The 17,995-nt window shown below is 70.8% G+C and carries 15 protein-coding genes; 4 read left to right on the forward strand and 11 right to left on the reverse strand.

The window, feature by feature from the left end; translation table 11 throughout:
- Nucleotides 1-158: 158 nt before the first annotated feature.
- On the forward strand, nucleotides 159-2,873 hold the full coding sequence (gene acnA / locus CP982_RS31480) for an aconitate hydratase AcnA (protein ID WP_150513547.1): 2,715 nt from the start codon (nucleotides 159-161) through the stop codon (nucleotides 2,871-2,873).
- Nucleotides 2,874-2,940: 67 nt separating this feature from the next.
- Here acnA and CP982_RS31485 read toward each other — a convergent pair whose 3' ends face one another.
- On the reverse strand, nucleotides 2,941-4,251 hold the full coding sequence (locus tag CP982_RS31485) for a flavin-containing monooxygenase (RefSeq protein ID WP_229878670.1): 1,311 nt from the start codon (nucleotides 4,249-4,251) through the stop codon (nucleotides 2,941-2,943).
- Nucleotides 4,252-4,336: 85 nt separating this feature from the next.
- Between CP982_RS31485 and CP982_RS31490 the strand changes: the two genes are divergently transcribed.
- Nucleotides 4,337-4,963: a MerR family transcriptional regulator gene (locus tag CP982_RS31490; protein WP_150513548.1), complete on the forward strand. Its 627-nt coding sequence runs from the start codon at nucleotides 4,337-4,339 to the stop codon at nucleotides 4,961-4,963.
- Here CP982_RS31490 and CP982_RS31495 read toward each other — a convergent pair.
- The 3 genes from CP982_RS31495 to CP982_RS31505 form a co-directional block, all read right to left on the reverse strand.
- A complete protein-coding gene (locus CP982_RS31495) occupies nucleotides 4,956-5,714 on the reverse strand; it encodes a hypothetical protein (protein WP_150513549.1) in 759 nt (252 codons plus the stop codon). The two genes, CP982_RS31490 and CP982_RS31495, sit on opposite strands and share 8 nt — an antisense overlap.
- A gap of 891 nt (nucleotides 5,715-6,605) precedes the next feature.
- Nucleotides 6,606-6,998, reverse strand: a complete 393-nt coding sequence (locus CP982_RS31500) for a VOC family protein (protein ID WP_150513550.1) — start codon at nucleotides 6,996-6,998, stop codon at nucleotides 6,606-6,608.
- A gap of 136 nt (nucleotides 6,999-7,134) precedes the next feature.
- Nucleotides 7,135-7,482 (reverse strand): cupin domain-containing protein, encoded by a 348-nt coding sequence (locus tag CP982_RS31505; protein ID WP_150513551.1) that lies wholly within the window; start codon nucleotides 7,480-7,482, stop codon nucleotides 7,135-7,137.
- Nucleotides 7,483-7,552: 70 nt separating this feature from the next.
- On the opposite strand from CP982_RS31505, the gene CP982_RS31510 reads away from it, so the two are divergent.
- Nucleotides 7,553-8,497: a GlxA family transcriptional regulator gene (locus CP982_RS31510; protein ID WP_150513552.1), complete on the forward strand. Its 945-nt coding sequence runs from the start codon at nucleotides 7,553-7,555 to the stop codon at nucleotides 8,495-8,497.
- Here CP982_RS31510 and CP982_RS31515 read toward each other — a convergent pair.
- Genes CP982_RS31515 through CP982_RS31530 form a run of 4 tightly spaced genes read right to left on the reverse strand, consistent with a single transcriptional unit; the run spans nucleotide 8,494 to nucleotide 12,150 of the window.
- Nucleotides 8,494-10,428 (reverse strand): HEAT repeat domain-containing protein, encoded by a 1,935-nt coding sequence (locus CP982_RS31515; RefSeq protein WP_150513553.1) that lies wholly within the window; start codon nucleotides 10,426-10,428, stop codon nucleotides 8,494-8,496. The two genes, CP982_RS31510 and CP982_RS31515, sit on opposite strands and share 4 nt — an antisense overlap.
- Nucleotides 10,429-11,106, reverse strand: coding sequence for a DUF7019 family protein (locus tag CP982_RS31520; protein WP_150513554.1), 678 nt, complete (start codon nucleotides 11,104-11,106; stop codon nucleotides 10,429-10,431).
- Between the two features lie 10 nt (nucleotides 11,107-11,116).
- Nucleotides 11,117-11,368 carry a DUF397 domain-containing protein gene (locus CP982_RS31525; protein WP_150513555.1) on the reverse strand — a complete coding sequence of 84 codons (252 nt, stop codon included), beginning with the start codon at nucleotides 11,366-11,368 and terminating at the stop codon, nucleotides 11,117-11,119.
- Entirely contained in the window at nucleotides 11,365-12,150 is a 786-nt protein-coding gene (locus CP982_RS31530) for a helix-turn-helix domain-containing protein (RefSeq protein ID WP_372503444.1), read from the reverse strand. The genes CP982_RS31525 and CP982_RS31530 overlap by 4 nt, the downstream gene beginning before the upstream one ends.
- A 154-nt stretch (nucleotides 12,151-12,304) precedes the next feature.
- Between CP982_RS31530 and CP982_RS31535 the strand changes: the two genes are divergently transcribed.
- Nucleotides 12,305-12,751 carry an ATP-binding protein gene (locus tag CP982_RS31535; protein WP_150513556.1) on the forward strand — a complete coding sequence of 149 codons (447 nt, stop codon included), beginning with the start codon at nucleotides 12,305-12,307 and terminating at the stop codon, nucleotides 12,749-12,751.
- On the opposite strand, the gene CP982_RS31540 is transcribed toward CP982_RS31535, so the two are convergent.
- From CP982_RS31540 to CP982_RS31550, 3 genes are all read right to left on the reverse strand, one after another.
- Entirely contained in the window at nucleotides 12,705-16,574 is a 3,870-nt protein-coding gene (locus CP982_RS31540; protein ID WP_184925291.1) for a GH92 family glycosyl hydrolase, read from the reverse strand. The genes CP982_RS31535 and CP982_RS31540 overlap by 47 nt on opposite strands.
- An 83-nt stretch (nucleotides 16,575-16,657) precedes the next feature.
- Nucleotides 16,658-17,146, reverse strand: coding sequence for a hypothetical protein (locus CP982_RS31545; protein WP_150513557.1), 489 nt, complete (start codon nucleotides 17,144-17,146; stop codon nucleotides 16,658-16,660).
- 30 nt (nucleotides 17,147-17,176) lie between these two features.
- Complete coding sequence (locus CP982_RS31550; RefSeq protein ID WP_150513558.1) at nucleotides 17,177-17,947, reverse strand: SDR family oxidoreductase; 771 nt, start codon at nucleotides 17,945-17,947, stop codon at nucleotides 17,177-17,179.
- Between the last annotated feature and the right edge of the window lie 48 nt (nucleotides 17,948-17,995).

The following is a 17,995-nucleotide window of genomic DNA, read 5'->3' on the forward strand; positions in this document are numbered from 1 at the left end:
GTTATCTCGACATCGAGATATCTGCCGAGGCGCACGCAGCCGTACGCATCGCCGGTTCGGCGGTAAGGCTTACCTAACTTAGCCTTACCTTAGCGGATTGGCCAGAAGGCGTGACGGCAGGATGCGGTGGAACGCGCACATATATGAAGGAGACTGTCGTGTCGGCGAACAGCTTCGACGCCCGCAGCACGCTGCAGGTGGGCGACGAGTCGTACGAGATCTTCCGGCTGGACAAGGTGGAGGGCTCGGCCCGCCTGCCGTACAGCCTCAAGGTCCTGCTGGAGAACCTGCTCCGCACGGAGGACGGCGCCAACATCACCGCCGACCACATCCGTGCCCTCGGCGGCTGGGACTCGCAGGCCCAGCCCAGCCAGGAGATCCAGTTCACGCCGGCCCGCGTGATCATGCAGGACTTCACCGGTGTTCCCTGCGTCGTGGACCTCGCCACGATGCGTGAGGCCGTGAAGGAGCTGGGCGGCGACCCGGCGAAGGTCAACCCGCTCTCCCCGGCCGAGCTGGTCATCGACCACTCCGTCATCGCCGACAAGTTCGGCACGAACGACGCGTTCGCGCAGAACGTCGAGCTGGAGTACGGCCGCAACAAGGAGCGCTACCAGTTCCTGCGCTGGGGCCAGACCGCGTTCGACGACTTCAAGGTCGTCCCGCCGGGCACCGGCATCGTCCACCAGGTGAACATCGAGCACCTGGCGCGCACGGTCATGGTCCGTAACGGCCAGGCCTACCCCGACACCCTGGTCGGCACCGACTCGCACACCACCATGGTCAACGGCCTGGGCGTCCTCGGCTGGGGCGTCGGCGGCATCGAGGCCGAGGCCGCGATGCTCGGCCAGCCGGTCTCCATGCTGATCCCGCGCGTCGTCGGCTTCAAGCTGACCGGCGAGCTGAAGCCGGGCACGACCGCCACCGACCTGGTGCTCACGATCACCGAGATGCTGCGCAAGCACGGCGTCGTCGGCAAGTTCGTCGAGTTCTACGGCGAGGGCGTCGCGGCCACGAGCCTCGCCAACCGTGCCACCATCGGCAACATGTCGCCGGAGTTCGGCTCCACCGCCGCGGTCTTCCCGATCGACGACGAGACCATCAAGTACCTGAAGCTGACCGGCCGTGACGCCCAGCAGCTCGCGCTCGTCGAGGCGTACGCCAAGGAGCAGGGCCTGTGGCTGGACCCGGCCGCCGAGCCGGACTTCTCCGAGAAGCTGGAGCTGGACCTCTCCACGGTCGTCCCGTCGATCGCCGGTCCGAAGCGCCCGCAGGACCGCATCGTCCTCGCGAACGCCGCGCAGCAGTTCGCCCTCGACGTGCGCAACTACGTCGACACCGCCGACGAGGCGGGCAAGGAGTCCTTCCCGGCCTCCGACGCCCCGGCCACCTCCAACGGCGTCCCGTCGAACCCGGTCACCGTGACCGCCCCCGACGGTTCGACGTACGAGATCGACCACGGCGCCGTCACCGTCGCCGCGATCACCTCCTGCACCAACACGTCGAACCCGTACGTGATGGTCGCCGCCGCGCTCGTCGCGAAGAAGGCCGTCGAGAAGGGCCTGACCCGCAAGCCGTGGGTCAAGACCACGCTCGCCCCGGGCTCGAAGGTCGTCACCGACTACTTCGACAAGGCGGGCCTCACCCCGTACCTGGACAAGGTCGGCTTCAACCTGGTCGGCTACGGCTGCACCACCTGCATCGGCAACTCGGGCCCGCTGCCCGAGGAGGTCTCGAAGGCCGTCAACGACCACGACCTGGCCGTGACGTCCGTCCTCTCCGGCAACCGGAACTTCGAGGGCCGCATCAACCCCGACGTCAAGATGAACTACCTGGCGTCCCCGCCGCTGGTCGTCGCGTACGCCCTCGCGGGTTCCATGAAGGTGGACATCACCACGGAGGCGCTCGGCACCGACACCGAGGGCAAGCCGGTCTTCCTGAAGGACATCTGGCCGACCGAGGCCGAGGTCAACGACGTCGTGGCGAACGCCATCGGCGAGGACATGTTCAACAAGTCCTACCAGGACGTCTTCGCGGGCGACGCGCAGTGGCAGGCCCTGCCGATCCCGACCGGCAACACCTTCGAGTGGGACGCCGAGTCCACCTACGTCCGCAAGCCCCCGTACTTCGAGGGCATGACGATGGAGACCACCCCGGTCTCCGACATCGCGGGCGCCCGCGTCCTGGCCAAGCTGGGCGACTCGGTCACCACCGACCACATCTCCCCGGCCGGTGCCATCAAGGCCGACACCCCGGCCGGCCAGTACCTCACGGAGCACGGCGTGGCCCGCCGCGACTTCAACAGCTACGGCTCGCGCCGCGGCAACCACGAGGTCATGATCCGCGGCACGTTCGCCAACATCCGCCTGCGCAACCAGATCGCGCCGGGCACCGAGGGCGGCTACACCCGCGACTTCACGAAGGACGGCGCCCCCGTCTCCTTCATCTATGACGCCTCGCAGAACTACCAGGCCGCCGGCACCCCGCTTGTCATCCTGGGCGGCAAGGAGTACGGCTCAGGATCGTCCCGCGACTGGGCCGCCAAGGGCACCGCGCTCCTCGGCGTCAAGGCCGTCATCACCGAGTCGTACGAGCGCATCCACCGCTCGAACCTCATCGGCATGGGCGTCCTGCCGCTCCAGTTCCCGGCCGGCCAGTCGGCCGACTCGCTCGGCCTGACCGGCGAGGAGACCTTCTCCATCGAGGGCGTCACCGAGCTGAACGAGGGCACCACGCCGAGCACGGTGAAGGTCACCACCGACACCGGTGTCGAGTTCGACGCGGTCGTCCGCATCGACACCCCCGGTGAGGCGGACTACTACCGCAACGGCGGCATCATGCAGTACGTGCTGCGCAGCCTGATCCGCAAGTAAGCGGCACAGGCACGCGGCCGAGGGCCGCACTCCCGGAAGCTCCCGGGGGTGCGGCCCTCGTCGCGTCTCACGCGGTGATCGGGGACGCCGGCGCGCCGGTGCGCAGGACGTGGTCGGTGTGGATCAGGCGGGCGATGAACCGGCCGTTCTCGACGTTCGCCTCGATGCCCACGGGGGCGATCGAGCTCCCGGCGGGGAGCCCGGCGTAGTACAGGCCGGGGACCGCCCCGAGCAGGCCCTTCTCCTGGATCGGCGCGCCGTGCCCGTCGAGGACGTGGTCCGGCAGGACGCGGTAGTCGGGGCCGAAGCCGGTGCACCAGACGATCGTCGTGATGCCGTGGCGCGCCAGGTCGAGGCGCTCGCCGAAGTCGGCCACGTGCTCCAGGGAGACCTCGGGCGCGGGCCGCTCGTCGGGCACCGCGAAACCCCGCTCGCGGACGCGGGCGTCGATGATGTCGAGGGCCCGCCGGAAGGACCGGGCGGACTCCTCGGCGACGGCGACGACGTTGTCCTTCAGGTACAGCTCGTGGCCGTCCGCCGCGCGTATGGAGCCGACCAGGGTGACGCCCTTGGCGGCCAGCGTGCCGACGTTGAGGTCGCCGCTCTTGTCGTTCACGGAGGTCACCGGCAGGCCGGGCAGGACGGGCCCGCCGTCGCCGCCCACGGCCCCGAACTCCTCGTACAGGGAGGGGAGCGCGCCGAGCCACTCCTGGATGCCGCGGCCCCGGTAGCGGCGCGGCCACGCGCGGTGCCTGCCGACCGCGAGGAACGTGCGCCGCCCGGCGTCGGCCAGCTCGTCCGCGATCTGCTGGCCGCTGATGCCCGCGCCGACGACCAGGACGGCCCCGTCCGGCAGGGAGCCGGGGTTGCGGTAGGCGTGGGAGTGGAGCTGGTGGACGGCCGGGTCGACGTCGGCGGCCGGGGCGGGGGTGCGGGGGGCCGCGTAGCCGCCGACCGCCGCGACGAGGTTGCGGGATTCGACGACGCCGCCGGTGGCCAGGTGGGTCCTGAACCGTACGTCGTCACGGGCGGAGGCGTCCGGCGGGCACTCGACCTTCGTCACGGGCGTGTGCTGCCGCACCTGGAGCCCGTGCTCCGTCACGTAACGGCGCAGGAGGCGGGCCAGTTCGGGGCCCGAGGGGCAGCCATAAGGGTCGTCGCCCTCGTACTCCCAGCCGGGGAGGCGCAGCGATCGGTTCCCGCTCCCGATCAGCAGGCTGTCCCAGCGTTCGTGGGCCCAGGCCTGGCCGATCTCTCCCCGCTCCAGGACGAGCGCGGCGCGCCCGCGCTCCTGGAGGGCCCCGGCCACTCCGCATCCCTGCTGCCCGGCGCCGATGACGACGGTCTCCACGTACTCCACGCGTTCACCTGCTGACACGACCGAACCCCTTCACTAAGGCTTGCCTAAGTTCTGCGTGGTTCCGACCTTGTCGTGTGAAGTCGCCTTGATGTCAACTGGGCTCATGACGCGGCGAGATGTGGTCTCCATCGGTTCGGCGGCGGCTCTGTACGGGCTGGCGCCGTCCACGGTGCGGTGGTGGGAGAGCCAGGGCCTGCTCGACCCGCCTGCCCGCGAGGGCGGCAAGCGGGTCTACGGCGGTACGGAGCTGCGCCGCCTGGGCCTGGCGTATCTGTGCTGTGTGGTCGGGCGGATGCCGCTGGAGCAGGCGGCCGTCGTCACCTCGGGGAAGGCCACGCGCGATGCCTGGCAGGACGCCATCGATGTGCAGCTCGCCCAAGTGGAGCGGCAGCTGCGCCAGTTGGAGGCCGCCCGTGCCTATCTGCGTCACTGCCTGGGCTGCACGGACGACGACATCGCGGGCAGCTGCCCCCAGCTGGACGCGGAGCTGGCCGCGCACACCCCGCGCGGGCGCGCCCCCGCCGGGGACATCGTCGCCGCCGCCCGCGCGGTCCGTGGGCCCGCGCGTGACGAAAGGGCGACCGCCGGCGCCGCGCGTGACGAAAGGCTCTGCCCCGGTTGTCACGCCTCCGTGCCACGGCCCGCGCGCGGTCGCCCCCGCGTCCACTGCTCAGCGGCCTGCCGCCAGCGCGCCTACCGCGCGCGCCGCGCGGCGCCCGCGCCTAGGTGAGCGGCAGGGCCTTGACGGCCGACAGGATGGGGATGAGGACGTAGTCGCCGTTGCCGGGCCCGCAGTCGGGGCGGGTGTCGGCGGTGTCGGAGACCTTCGTGCCCGTCCGGTACCGGGTGTCGGGGGCCGTGACCACGCTCGTGAGGTGGCTGGCGTGCCGCTCGGAGTAGTACACGCACTGGTGCAGGTTGAGGTACCGGCCCGCGGTCAGGTCCAGGGCCAGGGCGCCGGAGAGACCGGGGTTGGGCAGGTGGCTGCCGTTGCCCGGGCCGCAGGTCGGGGTGGTCTCGGGGGTGGGTGAGACCTTGGTGCCGGTGGAGTAGCGTCCGTCGCCGCTCGGTGTCACCAGGGTGGTGAAGCGGTCGGTGCTGGCGCTGCGGTAGTAGTCGCACTGCTGGAGGTTGAGGTAGCGCCCCGCGCCGAGGTTCAGCGCCTTGACGCCGTGCAGGAGCGGGACGGGGTTGTGGTTGCCGTTGCCGGAGCCGCAGCTCGCCGTGGTGTCGGCGGTGGCGGAGCGCTTGGTGCCGGTCGCGTACCGGTTGTCGCCGCTGGGTGTCACGAAGGTGCTGAAGTGATCGTCGAGGCTGCTCGCGTAGTACGCGCACTGGTGCAGGTTCAGATAGCCGGAGGCTGCCGCCCCGGTCTCGCGGTCCTGTGCCGCCGCCGGCGCGGCCGTGGCCGCGAGGGCGCACGCGCCGACCGTCACGGTGAGCATCAGCCGCCGGGCGCGGCTGACCGTCCATCGCGTCATTGTGTGTCATCCGTCCTGTGAGGGTTCCGAATCCGAACCGGAAACGCCCCACGCCGCTCCTGCGACGATTCCAGAGTCAGCGTGCACGCCGGTATCCCTCGAACCGGTGAATCCGACGGCACCCGTCGGCGGCTCCCCGGGCGCCGCGGCGAAGAGCACGGGCGGCCCGGACGCGGGATTCAACCGGGAGCCCGGGGGCACCCTGAACACCGCTGAGCGTTCCGCTGGCTGTGCCGCACCGTGCCGTCGGGCGCCTGCGGGTTCGTCGTGTCTGGTCACGCCCGCGCGGCGGAGCCGCATATGAGCACGGCCCCGCGCCCCTTCGGGGCCCGGCCGAACCTCAGCGGACGTCGCCAGACCCGCTGAGAAGGAGAGAGGAGTTCGCGGATGAGGCTGTATGTCGCCGGGGTGCTCGCCAAGGGTGGTGGGGGCTCGTTGCCGACCTGGTTGTTGGTCGTCGTGCTTGTGATCGTGGCCGTGCTCGGGATCTATATGTACGGGATCTCGCGGAAGGGGAAGGGGCGATAGAGCGTAGGGGTCTGCCTCCTCGGCGCTGAGGCAGTCTTCGCCGAGCCCGGAGCGGCCGGGCACCGTGACCTTCTGGGCAGTGTGTATCTCGACACTGCCCAGAAGGCTTTGCGAGGAGGGCCGATGCCCACTAGGTCTGAAACAACGTTCACCATAGTGGTGACTGTCGGGATGGCGTTTGGGGTTCTGTGCACGATCCTGGGGATCAGTGGCGGAAATTACGCACTGCTCGGGGCTGGGATTCTGGCGCTCGGTAGTGGTGCGGTGTTGATTCTCTTGATGATGCGCCGGTGGTCTTCACAAAGCAGACGCTGACGGTCGGCATACGGGCGGCGAGCCGTGATCCTCAGGAATTGGTCCGTTCTACCGCTGCGGCCAGCCGCCGTACGGCACGGTGATCAGTTCCATGGCGTGGCCCGTCGGGTCCAGGAGGTAGACGCCCTTGCCGCCGTCGTTGTGGTTGATCTCGCCGGGGTGTTTCTGGTGGGGGTCCGCCCAGTGGGGGAGGGACCGGGTGGTGATCTTCTCGTACGCCGCGTCGAACTCGGCGTCCGAGACCAGGAACGCGTAGTGCTGCGGCGTGATGTGTTCCGCGGGGACGGTGGCGAAGTCGAGTGTGACGCCGTTGTCCAGGGCGACCGCGATGAACGGGCCCCATTCGGAAGTGATGTCGAGTCCCAGCAGATCCGCGAAGAAGGCGGCGGACTCCCGGTTGTCCCGGGCGTGGACGATCGTGTGATTGAGCTGAACCGGCAAGGAATGCCTCCGAGGGCATCTCCCGCACCTCCATGCCTCACCCGGACGGTGACCGGCACGCGATGCTGGGGTGGATCTTAAGCAGGCCGCCGGAGACGTGTCGAGCCGGACGGAGTGCGCGGCGTCGCCGGACGCGTTATCCCTCCGGGTAGAAGACGAACAGGGTGCACCCTGTCGCCGTCTGCGGAACGTGTGACGAGCCCGCGGGGGCGTGGAGGAAGGAGCCCGCCGGGTAGTCGCGCTCGCCGTCGTTGAAGACGCCGGACACGACGAACACCTCCTCCGGGCCCGGGTCGTGCACGTCCACGCCCTGCCAGCACGCGCCCGGGTCCAGCTCCACCACCTGGGCGCTCGCGCCGTTCTCCCCCTGCCACAGCGGGCGAAGCCGGATGCCGGGGAAGAGCACGCGGACGGGTGCGTCGCGCACGTGGGACCAGGCGTAGCCGGGGGTGTTCTGCCCGGTCAGCGGGGAGTTCGTCGTCATGGAGCCAGCCTGTCCGGCCACCGCTTCCCGGCCCAGTGTCAGAAATGACAATCTGGTGTACTTTCCTGCCATGCATCATGTGGTTGCCCTGGTCCACCCGCCCCAGTCGACCTTCGAACTCGGCTGCGCGGCGGACGTGTTCGGCATCGAGCGCCCCGGAATCCCCCGTCGTTACACGTTCAGCGTGTGCACCGAGCATCCCGGGCGGGTCCCGACGCTGGCCGGTTACGACATGTCTGTCGCCGCGGGGCTTGAGGAGGTCGACCGGGCGGACACCGTGGTGGTGCCCGGGTGGCTGCCCACCGAGGAGCCGCCGTCCGCCGCGGTCGTGTCGGCCCTGCGCCGCGCGCACGACCGGGGGGCCCGGGTGGCCAGCATCTGTACCGGCGCCTTCCCCCTGGCGCGCGCGGGGCTGCTTGACGGGCGGCGCGCCACCACGCACTGGGCGCGGGCGGCGGAACTGGCCGCTGGGTTCCCGGCGGTCCAGGTCGATCCGGACGTGCTGTACGTGGACCACGGCGACGTGGCCACCAGCGCGGGCTCCGGCGCGGGCATCGACCTGTGCCTGCACCTGGTGCGTACGGACCAGGGCGCCGACTACGCCGCCCGCGTGGCCCGGAGCATGGTCATGCCGCCCCACCGCGAGGGCGGGCAGCTCCAGTTCACGGCGCCGCCGCACGCCGCGCAGATCGACGGCTCGCTCGCTCCGCTCCTTGAGTGGGTGACGGGACGCCTCGCCGAGCCCCTCTCCGTGGAGGACCTGGCGGCACACATCGGCGTCTCCGGGCGCACGCTCGCCCGCCGCTTCACCGAGCAGCTGGGCTCGACCCCGGGGCAGTGGCTCCTCTCCCGGCGCATCACCGCGGCCCGCGAACTCCTTGAGTCCTCCGACCTCCCTCTGGAGGCGATCGCTCACCGGGTCGGCCTCTCCTCGGCCACCAACCTCCACAGGCGCTTCGTACGGGCACTCGGTACGACACCGGGTGCGTACCGGAGGGCGTTCCGGGCGCCCTAGGGGCCGAGCCGCACGCCGCGGGCCTCGGCGATCACGTCCAGGGCCTCGACCTGCCAGCCGTAGAGGTGTGTCGACGCGAGGCAGTGCGCGAGGACGTGCTCGTGCGCCTCGTCGGTGCCGATCCTCAGCAGGCCGCGCACGGCGGCCTCGCGGGTGAAGGGATGGACGTCGGAGTGGAGGAACGACGCCAGAGGAACGGCGCAGTCGGGCGTGGACCGCGCGCTGAGCGCGTCGGCGGCGGCTCTCTGTGCCGAGGGCGAAGCGGCGAGCCGTCCGAGCGCGGCGAGCGCCTCGGCCTCGGGGCGGGCGGCGAGCGCCGCGACGAGTTCGGCGGCCACGTCCTCCCGTACGGCGTCGGCGAGTTCGACGAGGGCGGGCAGGGCCGGGGCGCCGATCCGGCCGAGGGCCCGCAGGGCCGCGCGGGCCAGGTCGGGGTCGGCGTCCGGTGTGACGAGACCCCTGAGCGCCTGGGCCGCCCGCGCGACCGGGAACCCGCCGAGGGCCGCCACCGCCCGCGCCCGCACCGCCTCATGCGGCGAGTCCACGCAGGCGAGCACCACCGGCAGGGTCTCCGGGGCGCCGATCAGGCCGAGGGCGCGCACGGCGCGGGCGCGGGGCGTGCCGGGCCGCTCCTCGTCCTGGGCCAGGGCCGCGAGGGGCGCGGCGGCCTCCGGGTGCCGCAGGGCACCGAGCGCGTCCACGGCGTCCGTACGCAGTGCCGCCGGGGCCTCCTCGTCCGCGAGGACGGCAAGGAGCGCCGGGACGGCGGGAGTCTGACCGACGGCGCCCAACGCCCGTGCGGCCCCCTGCCGTTGGGCCACGGCATAGGACGTGCCGGTGAGGAGGTCCAGGAGCCGGTGGAGCGGCGGCTCCGGCAACTGGGCCACGAGGTCCGCCACGGTGTCGCTGAGGGGCGCGTCGCCCAGCGCCTCAAGGAGCGCTTCACCCGCTGCGGCGCCCGCGTACGCGAAGAGGGCCCGCGCGGCGGCCCGGCGCACGCTCGGCACGGGCGACTCGCGCAGATGGTGCCGGAGCAGGGCACGGCGTTCGCCGGGGTCCGGTACGGCGTAGCGGCCGGGTTCTTCCGCCACGTGCGCGCAGACGGCGGCCACGGCGTGGGGCGGGGCGTCTGACGCCGCACGCAGCGTGTTCCACAGGTGGTCCCGGCCGTCCTCGGTCCGGGCGAGCAGGGCCGTCGCGAGGCGTGCCGTCTCGGGATCCGGGTCCCGCTGGGGGACCTGGAGGAGCTGCGCGGCGGACGGCCACTGGTGCCCGGGGGGCCAGTCCGCCTCGGGCAGCGCGTGGAGCGCCGCGACGGCGGCCCGGCGCAGCGGGACGTCCGACGCCGGGGTGTGCGCGAGCACGAGGAGGGCGGACGCGGCGCGCGGGTCGCCGATCGCGCCCAGCGTCCGCACCACGCGTTCCGCGCGCTCGGGCAGATACTCCCAGAGCGCGACCAGGAGCGGCGCCACCGCCTCGGGCGGGCGCAGCCGTGCAAGCGCGTCGAGCACCCGTACCGTCCAGTGCCCACGACCGGCCGCCAACTCGCCGCACAGGCCCACGAGTCCACGGACGGCCTCCGGCCCGCCGATGGCGATCAGGGCGTCACACGCGGGCATGTACAACTGCCCGCGCCCCTCGCGTTCCTCGGCATCGGTCAGCAGCCGCAACAGCTCGGGCACCGCACGGCGCTCCCGCAGCCTCCCCAGCGAACTGGCGGCCTGCCACCGCATCCCGTTGCGCTGGTCCCGCCGCCGCAGACAGTCGAGCAGCGCCTCGACGGCCTCCCGCCTGCCCTCGCAACCGCCCAGCAGCTGCATGGCGTGCACGGCGACGTCGTGGTCCTCCGACCGCGAAGCCCGGCACAGCCCCGCGACGTCGCCCGCCATGCGCATGCGCGCCAGCTCGGGGATCGTCGGCGCCCGCTCCACTCAGACCTCCCCGTCCTCGGGCGTCCGGTCCGACATCGCCACGTACAGCGGTGTCCCGACGACGACCGTCCGCTCCCGCCCGTCCGCTCCCGTCGCGGTGCCGGTCAGCAGCCGCCGCGCCAGGAACTCGCAGTACATCGGCGGCACCGTCAGCGCCTCGGCGCAGCGCAGTACGTCGTGCGTCACGCTCTCCCGGCTCGGCACGCGGCCCCGCCAGCGCACCTCGAACTGCCGCTCCCACTCCGGTGGGATCTCCTGGAGCAGCCGGAAGATCGACGGCAGCCCCGAGAAGCCGACCCGGTGCATGTCGGCGGCCGCCTGGTAGCCGATCAGGTGGTGTGAGGACCCGATCAGCGCGACCACCGTGTCCCCGTCGCGGCCCGTCATCAGCGTCGGGCTGTTCGGCTCGCCGTACCCCGCGACCCGCAGCCCCAGGTCACCCCGGAACCAGGCCGAGGGCTCCGACATCCAGCTGACGTCGAACTCCCGCTCCAGGTAGGCCTCGACGATGTCCAGACGGTCGTACGTACTCGTGTCGGTGCGCGGCGACTGCACGCTTACGCTCACGAGCTTGAGGTCGACCTTGGCCTCGACGGCGAGCCGCCGGAGCAGCTTGGGCGGGATCTGCCCGTAGAGCATGTCCAGCTTGGCTCCGGACACGTAGAGGTAGTACCGCACGCGGGCCCTTTCAGGGGCGGCGCTGGGGGAGGGCGAGGAAGGCGGTCCAGGTGGCGGGGGTGACCCTCAGGTGCCCTCTGTTGGGGTCTTTGGAGTCGCGGATGTGGATGGCGGTGGGTCCGGTGGCGACTTCGAGACAGGCCTGACCGTCCTCGTCGCTGTAGCTGGACTTCCGCCAGGCGTACGCGACTTCGAGGCATTCGCCGCCCTCGTCGCCGCTGTAGCTCGACTTGAACCACTCAAGCGCGATGCTGTTGCTCATTGCTCTCCTAGCAACCGGTCCAACAGGGCCCTGGTGTCCTCGGGGTTGAGGGCCTGAGCCCGCAGCATCGCATATTTCTGGGTCAGGATCGCCACCTCGTAGGGATCGGCGATCAGGTGGCTTCCGCGCTGGGTTTCCGTGTAGGCCAACCTCTGAAAGTCGGGTGTTTCCAGCAGGACGAATGGGCCGCTGAGGCCAGCGTGTGTGGTGCGTCCGAGGGGCAGGACCTGCAAGGAAATGCCCGGGAGGTCGGCGTGCTCACGCAGAGAGCGAAGCTGTTCGGCGTACACCTCGCTGCCGCCGAGGCGGTCTCGCAGTGCCGCCTCCCAGACGACGAAGCTGATCGTCGGCGGGACCTTGCGGTGCAGGATCTCCTGGCGCTCGATCCGTTTCGCGACCAACTGCTCGATCTCGTCCTCGTTGTACGCGGGTACACGGCTGTGGAAGACCGCCCGCGCGTAGGCCTCGGTCTGGAGCTGTCCCGGAATCGCCAGGGTGGCGAAGATCGAGATCGCGATGGCCTCCCGCTCCCGGTCCAGATACTCCTCCGCGAATCGCGGCACCAGATCCACCTCCGGCATGTTGTCGACCGCCGTCTCCAACGTGCGGTTGGTGCCCAGGAGTTCGTCGAGCTGGACCGCCAGGTCCATCTTCAGGGGACGTCGTCCCTGCTCGATGGAGGCGATGTGATCCTCGCTGATACAGAAGTGATCCGCGAGCGATCTCTGGGTGTGCCCGGCCGCCTCCCGGTGGACGGCGAGCAGCGCGCCCACCATCTTCATTGCTGATGCGTTCCTGCGTGACCGTCGTCGTGAGCCGCTCATGCGGGTACAACTCCCACCAGACCATGGGCCTTTACCGGTGCGAGGTCGTACAGCCGAGTTGTACGACCTCACTGACTGCCTCATGGTGACCACGTGGCGTGACTCTCGTCGCATGAACGGCGGAACTTCACCCACACCACTCCATGAACGCTTCTATCGGCGCGAGCGCCAGTCGATCCCTGCTGCTCGTGCCTTCACGCGTGCGGCACTGGCCGCCTGGGCGGTGCAGATCCGCGCAGACGACATCACCCTCTGCGTAAGCGAGTTGACCACCAACGCCTTGGTGCACGGCGCCCCGCCGGGCCGCGGGTTCAAGCTGCGGCTCCTCCGCGACAGCGGCACCGTACGGATCGAGGTCCACGACAGTGGAGACGGCCGGCCCCGGCTCGTCGGCGAAGGGGTTGCCGACGAGTCGGGGCGCGGCCTGCTTCTGGTGGCGGCCCTGGCCGACAAGTGGGGCGTCGCGGAGCGCAACCCCGGCAAGGTCGTCTGGGCCGAGTTCACCGAAGGCGTCAGCGCAGCAGCTCCACCTCCGAGAGCGCGGCCCGGCCCCCGGTGAAGACCAGGCGGTACTTCACGTAGGCCCCCGGTTTACTCACGGTGAAGGGGCGGGTCTGCTTGTCCCAGGCGAAGGTCTGGCCGGACCGCTTGTCGACGGTGGTCCACTTCTCGCCGTCGGGCGAGCCCTGGAGGACCCACCCGCGCGGAGCCTTCGCGTGGTCCGCCGAGGTGAGGGTGTACTGCACCGCCTTGGTGCGGGACGCGACCGGCACCACCACGGAGGACGCCTCGGCGTACGTCGTGGAGGAGTTGTCGAACAGCTCGCCCTCGACCTTGGTCGCGTCCTCGCGGGGCGAGGGCACCTTGTCGTCGTCCGTGACGGACACCGGCTGGGAGCCCTTGCCGGAGCCCCAGGCGGACGGCTCGGGGCCCATGTCGAATTCGAGGACGCCGCCGCGCGCGATCTCCTTGTGCGGCAGGGCGGTCGAGGTCCACTTCTTGCCGTTGACGCGAAGCCCCTGCACGTACACGTTCTGCGCGCTGTTCTTGGGAGCCTTCACGACCAGCGTGCCGCCGTTGTCGAGGCGCACCGTGGCCTTCTTGAACTGCGGGGAGCCGATGGCGTATTCGCCGCTGCCCATGACCAGGGGGTAGAAGCCGAGCGAGGAGAACAGGTACCAGGCGGACTGCTCGCCGTTGTCCTCGTCGCCGTGGTAGCCCTGGCCGATCTCGCTGCCGGTGTACAGCCGGGACAGGACCTCGCGGACCTTCTCCTGGGTCTTCCAGGGCTGCCCGGCCGCGTCGTACATGTACGCGGCGTGGTGCGCGACCTGGTTGGAGTGCCCGTACATGCCCATGCGGACGTCACGGGCCTCCGTCATCTCGTGGATGACGCCCGGGTAGGAGCCGACGAACTCGGGCGAGGCGGTCTCGGGCGTCACGAAGTACGTGTCGAGCTTCTTCGCGAGGCCCTTGCGGCCGCCGTACAGGTTGGCGAGGCCGCGCGAGTCCTGCGGCGCGGTGAAGGCGTAGCCCCAGGCGTTGGTCTCGGTGTAGTCGTGGCCCCACACGCGCGGGTCGAACTTCTCCGACGGGACGCGCCAGGTGCCCTTCTTGTCCTTGCCCTGGAAGAACCCGGCCTTGGAGTCGAAGAGCTTCACGTAGTCACGGGCGCGGTTGAGGAAGTACGACGACTCCTCCTTGTAGCGCTTGTCGCCGGTCTGCTTGTAGAGCGCCGCGCCCATCTTCGCGATGCCGTAGTCGTTGACGTAGCCCTCAAGGGCCCACGACAGGCCCTCGTGCGTCTCGGAGGGGGTGTAGCCGAGGAACGGCGCGTGCGTCATGCCCTTGCGGCCGTAGCCCGGCTTGTCGGGCGCGACCGTCGCGTTCTTCACCGCCGCGTCGTACGCCGCCTTCGCGTCGAAGCCCTTCACGCCCTTCACGTAGGCGTCGGCGAACGCCACGTCCGACGACGTGCCGGTCATGAGGTCCGCGTAGCCGGGCGAGGACCAGCGCGAGGTCCAGCCGCCGTCCTTGTAGTGCTGCACGAAGCCGTCGACCAGCTCACCGGCCTTCTTCGGGGTGAGCAGCGAGTACGCGGGCCACGTCGTGCGATAGGTGTCCCAGAAGCCGTTGTTGACGTACGGCTTGCCCTCGACGATCTTCGCGCCGGTGTGGGTGGGCGTGTCCGGGTTCGGCTGCTTGGTGAACGGCGAGGCGTACTTGTACGTCTTGCCGACCTTCTCGAAGCCGGAGTTGGGGTAGAGGTAGAGCCGGTAGAGGCTGGAGTACAGCGAGGTGCGCTGGCCCTCGCTCGCGCCCTCCACCGTCACCCGGCCGAGGATGTCGTCCCACTTCTTCTGGGCCCTGTCCTTGACCTCGGCGAAGGACGTGCCGCCGGGGATCTCCGCGTCCAGGTTCGCCTTCGCCTGGTCGACGCTGATCAGCGAGGTGGCCAGGCGCAGCGAGACCTCGCGGTCCTTGCCCGGCGAGAAGCGGAAGTAGCCGGTGGCGTCCGTGGTGCCGCCGCCCTCCAGCTTGCCGCCGCCGGTGACCGGGCGGTCGAAGGTGCCGTACACGAACATCCGGGTCGCGCCCGCCGACAGGCCCGACTTCACGTCGGAGTAGCCGGTGACGATCCCCTTCTCCTTGTCGAGCGTCAGGCCGACGTTGTGCTTGGTGTCGCCCGTCTTCTCGATGTTGTCGAAGATCACGCTCGCGTCGTCACCGGGGTAGGTGAACTTGAACATCGCCGCGTGGTCGGTCGGCGTCATCTCGGCCTTCAGGCCGTTCTCGAAGGTCACGCCGTAGTAGTGCGGGCGCGCCGTCTCGTTCTCGTGCTTGAACGGCAGCGCGCGCCCCGAGCGCGAGGCGTCCGGAGTGTCCTTCGCGGCCGACGGCATGATCTGGAACGTCTGCCGGTCGCCCATCCACGGGCTCGGCTCGTGGCTCGCGCCGAACGCCTGGAGCGTGGGCAGGTTGTCGTCGTTGTTGCGCCGCGCGTAGTCGTACAGCCAGTCGATGCTGCCCGCGTTGGTCACCGGCGTCCAGAAGTTGAAACCGTGCGGCACGGCCGTCGCGGGGAAGGTGTTGCCGCGCGAGAAGCCGCCGCTGGAGTTGGTGCCGCGCGTGGTGGAGGCGTAGTCGGAGGGGTGCGCCTTCGGCTTCGGCGGCGCCTTCTCCTTCAGGGATATGTCGTCCACCCAGCCCCGGAACTTCACCGGGCCCTTCGGGGAGTCGTACGCGACGAGGATCCGGTCGACGGTCTTCCCCGCGGCCACCTCGCCGATCCGCGACGCCACGTCGTTCCACTGGTTGACGTAGAGCACCTTCGCGTCGCCCTGCCCGCGCGGCGTCAGCGGGAAGCCGTGCTGGTCGGTGGCCTTCAGATCGCTCAGATACGTACCGTCGGTGAAGGCGAGGTCCACGGCCACGTTCGTGGCGTCGTACGGCGCCTTCTTGTACTCCTCGTCGTCCATCGACGGGAAGACGCGGTAGCCCAGCTCGGTGTCCCGGGCCACCTTCACGTCCACGTCGAAGACCTTGTTGTACGAGTGGCCGCGCCCCTCGGCGGTGTGCGTGCCCGCGTACCGCAGCGCCTGCTTGCCGGTGAAGCCCGCCCAGCCCTTCGCCGTCGGCGACCCGGCCGGGCCCCGGTCGACCGCGCTCTGCATGTCCTCGGGCGGCACCGGAGTGTCCGAACCGCCCACGGACAGCTGGAGGTCGGCGAGCTGGATCTCCCCGCCGCCGTTGTTCGCGGAGATGTCGAGCCGGAAGTGCTTGTACGCCGTGTCGTTCGCGAAGTCGTACGTCTTGGTCTGGAACCGCTCGCCGAAGGTCTCGCCCTCGCGCTTGTCCAGGTCCTTCCAGTCGCTGCCGTCCGTCGAGCCCTGGAGCGTCCAGCTCTTGGGGTCGCGCTGCGCGTGGTCGTTGGCCGACGTCAGCGCGTACCGCACCACCTTGGTGGGGGAGTCGAGGGCGAACTCCACCCAGCCCGACTTGGCGAACGTGAGCCACTTCGTGGTCTTCTCACCGTCGACGAGGTTCTCCTTCACCTCGCCGGAGCCGCTGTGCTCGCCGCTGGCCCTCACGCCCACGACGCGGTCGTTGACGCCGCCGGGTATCCCGGAGGTGAAGCCGCCGTTCACCCCGGCGGCGCGCTTCTTGCCGTCCGGCCCCTTCTCCACGGTGTTCACCCAGTCCGGCGCGGCCTGGCCCGCCTCGAACGAGGAGCTGAACTCCCGCTCCGCGCGCGGCGTCCGCTCGGGACCCGCCACGGCCGCGCCCTGCGAGGCCGCGACCACGGTCAGGGCGGTCACCCCGATGAGCAACCCCCCACCCGGTCTGCGTCCCCGACGTCTGTCCCGACGTCCGTACCCCATCCCCTGACTCCCTCCCTGCCCCTTCGGACAACGTTGTCACGTGGCTGCGCAGGGTCCAGTAGGGCGGCAAGTGGTGAGTGGTGTCAAGGGTGTTGCCGGGGGACGGTGGGGGCGGTGGGCGCGGCCGCGTTCTCCGTGCGGAGCGTGAAGGCCCGCAGGACGAGCGCCGTCTCCATCGCGCACAGGGCCACGCCGAGGGCGACGTGCGCGGTGAGCGAGCCCTCCAGACCCAGCGCGGTCTGGGTGAAGGTGGCCAGCAGGATGCCGATGGTGGCCTTGAGCGGCCACGTCAGCCGGCGGTTGTGGCGCCACAGCAGGACGGCGGCCACGACCTGGAGGAACACAAGAAGCTCGAAGACGTAGGCGTTGAAGCCGTGCGGATCGATCGAATCGACGTCGCCGTTCAGTAGCATCCCGGCGAGCAGGCCCTGCACCAGGGTCTCAAGGCAGGCGAGGGTGGCCACGGTCCGCAGCAGCGCGACCCCGCCGCGACCGTGGACCGTCCGGGCCGACGCGACGGCCGTGGCCGCCCCGGCGGGGGAGGGCGCGCCCTCGGCAGAAGTGTCGTGCATCGAAGTCCCCATTTCTCTCGGCTGCTCGACTCACCAGGACCGGGTGTCGAGCCATTCCTCGAAGGTGGGACCGGCGAGCTTGGCGTGCGGGCCGGGCAGGAACCCGCCCGCCGCCGCGGTCTCGGCATCGGGCATGCCCGAGCCGTCGACTGCGACGACCTCGATGCCCCGGCGGGCGCCGAGGAGCTTGGCGGCCGCCGCCATGCTCTCCGTGCGGGGCCCGGCGACCTCGGGAATCGGTGCTCCGGGGTTCGCCCCGCCCGGTGTGTCGGGCTCGGTGGCCAGGTCGGCCAGCGTCTCCGCCACGGTGCGGCAGGCCACGAGCTGGGTGGGCAGGTCGGGGACGCGGGCGACGCCGCCCGGCTGCCAGTCCAGGAGCTGCCCGACGAACTCGTGGAACTGCGCGGCCCGCAGAATGCGCGCGGGCAGGGGGCCGGACAGATGGGCCGCCTCGTGCACCTGCTGGGCGGCGACGAAACCGGCGGTGGCCTTGTCCGCGCCGATGATGGACACGGCGACGATCCGGCCGACGCCGGCCCGCTGCCCGGCCTCGTGCAGATTGCGGGTGGCCGTGCGGAAGAACTCCGTGGCGGCCTCCTGCTCGGAGGCGTGCCACGACGCGACGTCCACGATGACATCGGCCCCGGTGAGCGCCTCGGCCAGGCCCGCGCCGGTGATGATGTCCACGCCGGTGGCCCGGGACATCGGCACGACCTGGTGACCCCGTTCCGCGAGGACGTCCACGACGTGGCGCCCCAGCCGCCCGGTCGCTCCTGCCACTGCGAACTTGCCTGTGCTCATGGTCCATGCCCTTCTTGGCGCCAGAGGTGTCCGACAGGTACGTCGGCG

It is taken from the genome of Streptomyces spectabilis, from assembly GCF_008704795.1.
Taxonomy (GTDB): domain Bacteria; phylum Actinomycetota; class Actinomycetes; order Streptomycetales; family Streptomycetaceae; genus Streptomyces; species Streptomyces spectabilis.

What these genes read in the sequence shown, in the direction of transcription:
- CP982_RS31490 (WP_150513548.1), top strand. Translation starts at nt 4,337, where the DNA reads ATGACGCGGCGAGATGTGGTCTCCATCGGTTCGGCGGCGGCTCTGTAC.
- CP982_RS31495 (WP_150513549.1), bottom strand. Translation starts at nt 5,714, where the DNA reads ATGACGCGATGGACGGTCAGCCGCGCCCGGCGGCTGATGCTCACCGTG.
- CP982_RS31505 (WP_150513551.1), bottom strand. Translation starts at nt 7,482, where the DNA reads ATGACGACGAACTCCCCGCTGACCGGGCAGAACACCCCCGGCTACGCC.
- CP982_RS31510 (WP_150513552.1), top strand. Translation starts at nt 7,553, where the DNA reads ATGCATCATGTGGTTGCCCTGGTCCACCCGCCCCAGTCGACCTTCGAA.
- CP982_RS31525 (WP_150513555.1), bottom strand. Translation starts at nt 11,368, where the DNA reads ATGAGCAACAGCATCGCGCTTGAGTGGTTCAAGTCGAGCTACAGCGGC.
- CP982_RS31530 (WP_372503444.1), bottom strand. Translation starts at nt 12,150, where the DNA reads ATGAAGATGGTGGGCGCGCTGCTCGCCGTCCACCGGGAGGCGGCCGGG.
- CP982_RS31535 (WP_150513556.1), top strand. Translation starts at nt 12,305, where the DNA reads ATGAACGGCGGAACTTCACCCACACCACTCCATGAACGCTTCTATCGG.
- CP982_RS31540 (WP_184925291.1), bottom strand. Translation starts at nt 16,574, where the DNA reads ATGGGGTACGGACGTCGGGACAGACGTCGGGGACGCAGACCGGGTGGG.
- CP982_RS31545 (WP_150513557.1), bottom strand. Translation starts at nt 17,146, where the DNA reads ATGCACGACACTTCTGCCGAGGGCGCGCCCTCCCCCGCCGGGGCGGCC.
- CP982_RS31550 (WP_150513558.1), bottom strand. Translation starts at nt 17,947, where the DNA reads ATGAGCACAGGCAAGTTCGCAGTGGCAGGAGCGACCGGGCGGCTGGGG.